General features: G+C 59.9%; 6 protein-coding genes. 4 read left to right on the top strand and 2 right to left on the bottom strand.

The features are described from left to right. The coding region (locus AC1DZP_RS35610; protein WP_477308957.1) for a WD40 repeat domain-containing protein at positions 1-534 on the bottom strand (534 nt) is incomplete at its 3' end. Positions 535-825: 291 nt separating this feature from the next. After that, positions 826-1,824 carry a LacI family DNA-binding transcriptional regulator gene (locus AC1DZP_RS35605; protein WP_477308954.1) on the bottom strand — a complete coding sequence of 333 codons (999 nt, stop codon included), beginning with the start codon at positions 1,822-1,824 and terminating at the stop codon, positions 826-828. A 197-nt stretch (positions 1,825-2,021) separates the two neighbouring features. On the opposite strand from AC1DZP_RS35605, the gene AC1DZP_RS35600 reads away from it, so the two are divergent. The 4 genes from AC1DZP_RS35600 to AC1DZP_RS35585 all read left to right on the top strand — a co-directional run. Continuing rightward, positions 2,022-3,062 carry an ABC transporter substrate-binding protein gene (locus AC1DZP_RS35600; protein ID WP_457155201.1) on the top strand — a complete coding sequence of 347 codons (1,041 nt, stop codon included), beginning with the start codon at positions 2,022-2,024 and terminating at the stop codon, positions 3,060-3,062. Positions 3,063-3,089: 27 nt separating this feature from the next. After that, positions 3,090-4,127, top strand: a complete 1,038-nt coding sequence (locus AC1DZP_RS35595; RefSeq protein WP_477308955.1) for an ABC transporter ATP-binding protein — start codon at positions 3,090-3,092, stop codon at positions 4,125-4,127. Beyond that, positions 4,124-5,011 carry an ABC transporter permease gene (locus AC1DZP_RS35590; protein ID WP_457155390.1) on the top strand — a complete coding sequence of 296 codons (888 nt, stop codon included), beginning with the start codon at positions 4,124-4,126 and terminating at the stop codon, positions 5,009-5,011. The genes AC1DZP_RS35595 and AC1DZP_RS35590 overlap by 4 nt, the downstream gene beginning before the upstream one ends. Continuing rightward, a partial coding sequence (locus AC1DZP_RS35585; protein ID WP_477308951.1) for an ABC transporter permease occupies positions 5,004-5,429 on the top strand: 426 nt, incomplete at its 3' end. The genes AC1DZP_RS35590 and AC1DZP_RS35585, both read left to right, overlap by 8 nt.

Genomic DNA, 5,429 nt, shown 5'->3' with positions numbered 1-5,429 from the left:
AAGGTGCACAGCGCTGTCCCCGCCTCCAGTCAGAAGATGCATATTGTCGGGACTGAACACCGCGAAGGTCGGCGGATGTTCGTGGGGCAGGGTAGTCGTCAGAATTCCGTCGACGTCCCAGAGGCGGGCGGTGCCATCATGTGAAGCCATGAGAAGAATATTGCTATCGACTGGGTGGAACTCAAGGTGCTCGGTCAAGGCACGATGGCCAGTGATGGTGGTGAATAGCGACGCTCGACCAACGTCCCAAATGCGTATCGGACCGTTTATGGAAGCGGTGGCCAGGAGGCGATCGTCGGGGCTGAAAGCGCTGTTCATTTCCTGATCACGGTCGTCCCCGGCGTCACTCTGTTTCAAGTTCGGGGACTCTTGGCCGAGCACGTCGATTAGCCCTCCAGAGTTTCCGTCCCAGAGACGCGCGCTACCATCGAGTGATACCGTTGCAATTCGGCGGCCGTCGTGACTGAACGTTACGCCTCGTAATTGGGTGTCGCTCTTGTGGCCAAGTAGCCTTGCGATTTCGGTTCCTTTCAATGGGTCCCAAAGCGCGGGGACATTGCCAAATGAAACTGTAAGCCACGAGCCTACCAACAGCCGACTTCCATCCGGGCTGAATGTGAGCTTGGATGGATAGCTGCCAACAAAACATTGATGGATCAGCGCGCCATCTTTCGCATTCCAGATGAAAACGCGATGACCTGGGATGGCTCGATCCTCCGCCTCGGCGGGGCGGTCGCGGATGGAGATCATATCGAGTATTTGTCCTTGTCCCGTCCGGCTCTGGGATGTTTGCATTTCCCTTTTTTATGTTCTAACCCGGTCCGACTATTCGCCAGGGTCGAACTCACCTTTGAACAAGACTTTTGCGACCGGCCCGAGCGGATTTGCGATCTGGCTCTCCAAAACCTCGATAAGTTTGCGTCCGACACCCGCCATGTCCACGAAATGAACGCCGATCTTCGCCGGCAGGAAGCGTGCAAGTCGCGTGCTGTCACGAGTGACGATGTGGACGTCGCTCCCAGGCACAAGACCTCTTCTGCCAAGAACGTGTAACGCCCCGAGAAGGCCCAGTTCGTTGGCGCATGCCAAGCCTGTTGGCGGATCTGACGACCCCAGCAAGCGATCGAACCAGGCAGCGCTCGACTCCATCGTGAACATGCCATGGCCGATCAGCGACTGGTCGATCGGAATACCAGCCTCGGCCATTGCCCGTTCGTACCCAGAAAGACGCATGGCACTCGCCTGGTCCCCCGGAACGAGAAGTTGCAGCGCAATGCGTCGACAGCCCTTGTCCATGAGCTGTCGGGTCGCCTCGTAGGCAATCTGTTCGTTGTCGATATCAACATAAGGATATGCGACGTCCAGGTCGGTTCTCCCGAAGGCGACAAATGGCATGCCTTGATCCAGCAGCAGCTTGACGCGCGGATCGCCCGACACCATGCGCGTGATGATCAGTCCATCTGTGCTGCGCGCCTGAAGCTGCCGCTGCACACTCACAACGGGATCGTCGTCGGGAGTCGTGGAATAGATGGACAGACTATAACCGGCTTGCCGCGCCGCCAGCGTCATGCCTTCGATCAAGGGAAGCTTCAACAGATCGGACAGATGATCTTGTGTCTCCATCGGGTATATTGCCGTCATCGTCAGCGTGCGGCCAGTTTTGAGCGCGAAGCCATGATGATTTGGCACATAGCCGACCCGCTTCGCCACCTCCTTGACGCGGGCGATGGTCGACGGATGAACTTCCGGCCCATCCTTCAGTGCGCGGGATACCGTGGTCACCGAAAGAGAAAGTTCCGCCGCGATCTGTTTTAGGTTGGCCATGTCGCCCGACCTCATTTGCGAAAGCGCCGGCTGATTTTGCTGACCGTCATTACGTTACCGGATTCCACCTCACGGTCAATCCAAGCTCTCGCTAAAGCAGCTTGACTCTCGCGCATTTCGATGCAATCGTAACGTTACGATCGCAAAGAAATGGCTCTTTTGAGCGGCGTTTTGACAAATCCTAGGGAGGAGAACCTATGTCCTGGCTACGCATTTCCTTAACGGCATTCGCAATTTCGGCTGCCTTGCCCGTCCATGCCCAGACAGTCACCATCACCACCGCGGGCGGCGACTATGGCAACGCCATCAAGGAAGCCATGTGGGCTCCCGCTGCAAAAGAGCTTGGCTTTGATGTCCGCGAGGAGACCCTAAGCGACGGCCTGGCCGCCCTGAAGATGCAGGTCACCTCGGGTGCGGTCACGACCGACGTCATTCACCTCGGCTCACCGGAGGGCGCGCAGGCCGCGGCACAATCGCTGCTGGAGCCGCTCGACTACAAGATCATCGATCCCAGCTCCGTGCCGGCCGGTGCAAAGTCCGACTACTGCTATCCGTTCGACTCCTATGGCACCGTCTTGTCGTGGAACACCAAGACCTATGGCGAGAACCCGCCGAAGACCTGGGCGGAGTTCTGGGACGTTGCCAAATTCCCGGGCCGTCGCGCGCTGCGCGCCAATGCGCAGGACTCGATCGAGATCGCGCTGCTTTCAGATGGCGTGGCGCCGGCGGACATCTATTCCGTGCTCAGCACGCCGGAGGGTCTGGATCGCGCCATCAAGCGGCTTGAAGCGATCAAACCAAATGTCGCCGTGTGGTGGACCTCGGGCGCTCAGTCGGCGCAGTTGCTGAAAGATGGTGAGGCGGATCTGGTCATCACCTGGAACGGACGGGCAGAGACTGTGAAAAAAGATGGCGGCGCGGCCGACTACACGTTCAAGGGTTCCGTCATTGGCACCGACTGTCTCGGAGTACCGAAGGGGGCGCCGAACAAGGAAGCGGCCATGAAGCTGATAGCAGCGATGACACAGCCCGCGCGCGTGGCGAAGCTGACCGATTTCATCGCCTATGGCCCTGTAAATCCTGCTGGCTATGAGGGTGGCCTTATTCCCGAGGACCGTCTGAAGACCCTTGCGACCGCGCCTGAAAATGCCGGCACTTCAGTGTTTTCGAATGCGGATTGGTGGGTCAAGAACGGCGAGGCCGCCCAAAAAGCCTTCGATGAGATGATGGCCCGCTGAGTCTCAGCTTTAAGGCTGAAGCACATGATGAAGTCGCTCCCGATCACCATCGACAGCGTGCGCAAGACCTACGGATCTTACGTCGCGCTGGACGATGTCTCGCTCGACATTCAGGCTGGCGAATTCCTCACGCTCTTGGGGCCGTCCGGATCGGGCAAGACCACGCTGCTCATGGCTTTGGCCGGTTTTGTCCGGCCCGATTCCGGTAAACTTTTGTTGGACGATCGGGACATCACCCGCTTGGCCCCCAACAAGCGCGACATCGGCATAGTGTTCCAGAACTATGCACTGTTTCCCCACATGAACGTTCTGGCAAATGTCGAGTATCCGCTGGTGCTGCGCAAGGTGCCGAAAGCCGAGGCCCGCCAGCGGGCGCTTGACGCCTTGGCCCGCGTGAAGCTGGACGGTCTGGCGGAGCGCGACATTGCCGCATTGTCCGGCGGCCAGCGCCAGCGGGTAGCGTTGGCGAGGGCGATCGTCTTCGAGCCACGCGTGATGCTGATGGACGAGCCGCTGTCGGCGCTCGACAAGAATCTGCGCGAAACCATGCAGTACGAGATCCGGCGTCTGCACGACGATCTGGGGATCACCACGATCTATGTGACGCATGACCAGCGCGAAGCGCTGATCATGTCAGATCGGATTGCCGTGATGAATTCCGGCCGCATTCAGCAGATCGACACGCCACAGCAGATTTATGATCGTCCATCGACCCGCTTCGTCGCGGAGTTCATGGGCGAGGCCAACATTGTGGCCCCAGGCGCGGTGCTTAGAATAGACGCCGCCGATTCATCACGCGAAGCTCTGATGATCCGCGCGGAAAGCTTCCATCTTGATGCGAAGCTCGTCGGGCAAGACGGGGTGGCGCTTGAGGGAACGCTGCGCGCCAAGGCGTTTCGCGGCGAGAACTGGCTTTTGACGCTGGCGCTTGACGGCGGGCAGGAGATCCTTGTCTGCATTCCGGCGGCGCTGGCCAGTGGCTGCGCCGAACTTGCCACCGGTCAGCGGGTGACCGCCTATGCACCAGCAGCGAAAGTTCACGCGATACCGGGAGCGGCAGCGTGACCGTCCTTGCCGATCCTGTACTCGCGGCAGACGCTCGACGCGAGCGGCGGTTCTTCCTCTCGCTGTCACTGCCTGCGCTTTTCATCGTCGGACTGGCGGCGATACTGCCCATCGTTTGGATCATCCGGCAATCCTTCCTGACCACAGGAGGTGAATACACCGTCGGCAATTACGAGAAGGTGCTGTCGAGCGGACTGACATGGTCGGCGCTCGTCACGACCCTTGACCTGTCCCTCGGCACGCTGGCGATCTGCATTCTTCTCGGCACCCCCCTGGGGCTCGCCCTGGCCAGCGCCAGACCGAGGGTGGCCAATTTGCTGATGGCCTTCGTCATGCTGCCGTTGTGGACCTCCATTCTGGTGCGCACCTATGGCTGGCTCGTGCTCTTGCGGCGCGATGGCCTGATCAACGCGGCTTTGACCAGCTCAGGCCTGACAGCCGAGCCATTGCCGCTGGTCTACAACTTCACGGGAACGCTCATCGGCATGGTTCACTACATGCTGCCGCTCTTCCTGCTGCCCGTCTATGCCGCGATGCGCGATATCGACGCAAACCTTGTCCGCGCATCGGCGAGCATGGGCGCCACGCTCGGGCAAACGATCCGCACCGTCATTCTGCCGCTTTCGGCCGGCGGCATCTTCTCGGGTTCGATCATCGTCTTCATTTACACCATAGGGTTTTTCATCACGCCGGCTGTGCTTGGCGGCGGCAAGGTAAATCCTCTTTCCACCCGGATCGAGCGCACGCTGTCGACCTTCCAGGATTGGGGCTCGGCGAGCGTCCTGGGCATTCTGCTCCTCGTTCTTATGGCGCTGGTGGGGGTGATGTTCCTGGCTGCGCGGCGGCTGATTGCCGGACGCAGAGTGGGCACAGCCCATGCTTGAAGCCTATCCGGACAACAGGCTGGCCCGCATCCTCCTGTGGAGCTTTTGCGCGCTCGTAATGGCGTTCCTGATGCTGCCGACGCTGGTCGTCGTTCCGCTTTCCTTTTCGGCGTCCAATCTTCTGGAGTTCCCACCGCGCGCATACTCGTTGCGCTGGTACGAGAATTTCTTCGGTTCGGCGCCATGGATGGCCGCACTCAGGACGAGCCTGATCCTCGGCACATTGACGGCGATGATCGCAGTGCCCCTGGGGCTGCTGGCCTCCATCTCAATAAACAGGCTCGGCGGAAAAGCCGCCGTAACCATTCAGGGCATTCTGCTTACCCCGTCCATCGTGCCGGGCATCCTGCTGGCGATCGGTCTCTTCTTCGTTCTGGCGGCGCAACGTCTGGTCGGAACGCTGTTCGGTGTCCTGGTC

Source organism: Mesorhizobium sp. P2_F8 (assembly GCF_056403655.1).
The sequence above is the reverse complement of the archived record's forward strand: the minus strand, read 5'-3'. Positions and strand labels throughout refer to the sequence as shown.

Coding starts and splice junctions, on each gene's coding strand:
- AC1DZP_RS35595 (WP_477308955.1), top strand. CDS start 3,090: ATGAAGTCGCTCCCGATCACCATCGACAGCGTGCGCAAGACCTACGGA.
- AC1DZP_RS35600 (WP_457155201.1), top strand. CDS start 2,022: ATGTCCTGGCTACGCATTTCCTTAACGGCATTCGCAATTTCGGCTGCC.
- AC1DZP_RS35605 (WP_477308954.1), bottom strand. CDS start 1,824: ATGGCCAACCTAAAACAGATCGCGGCGGAACTTTCTCTTTCGGTGACC.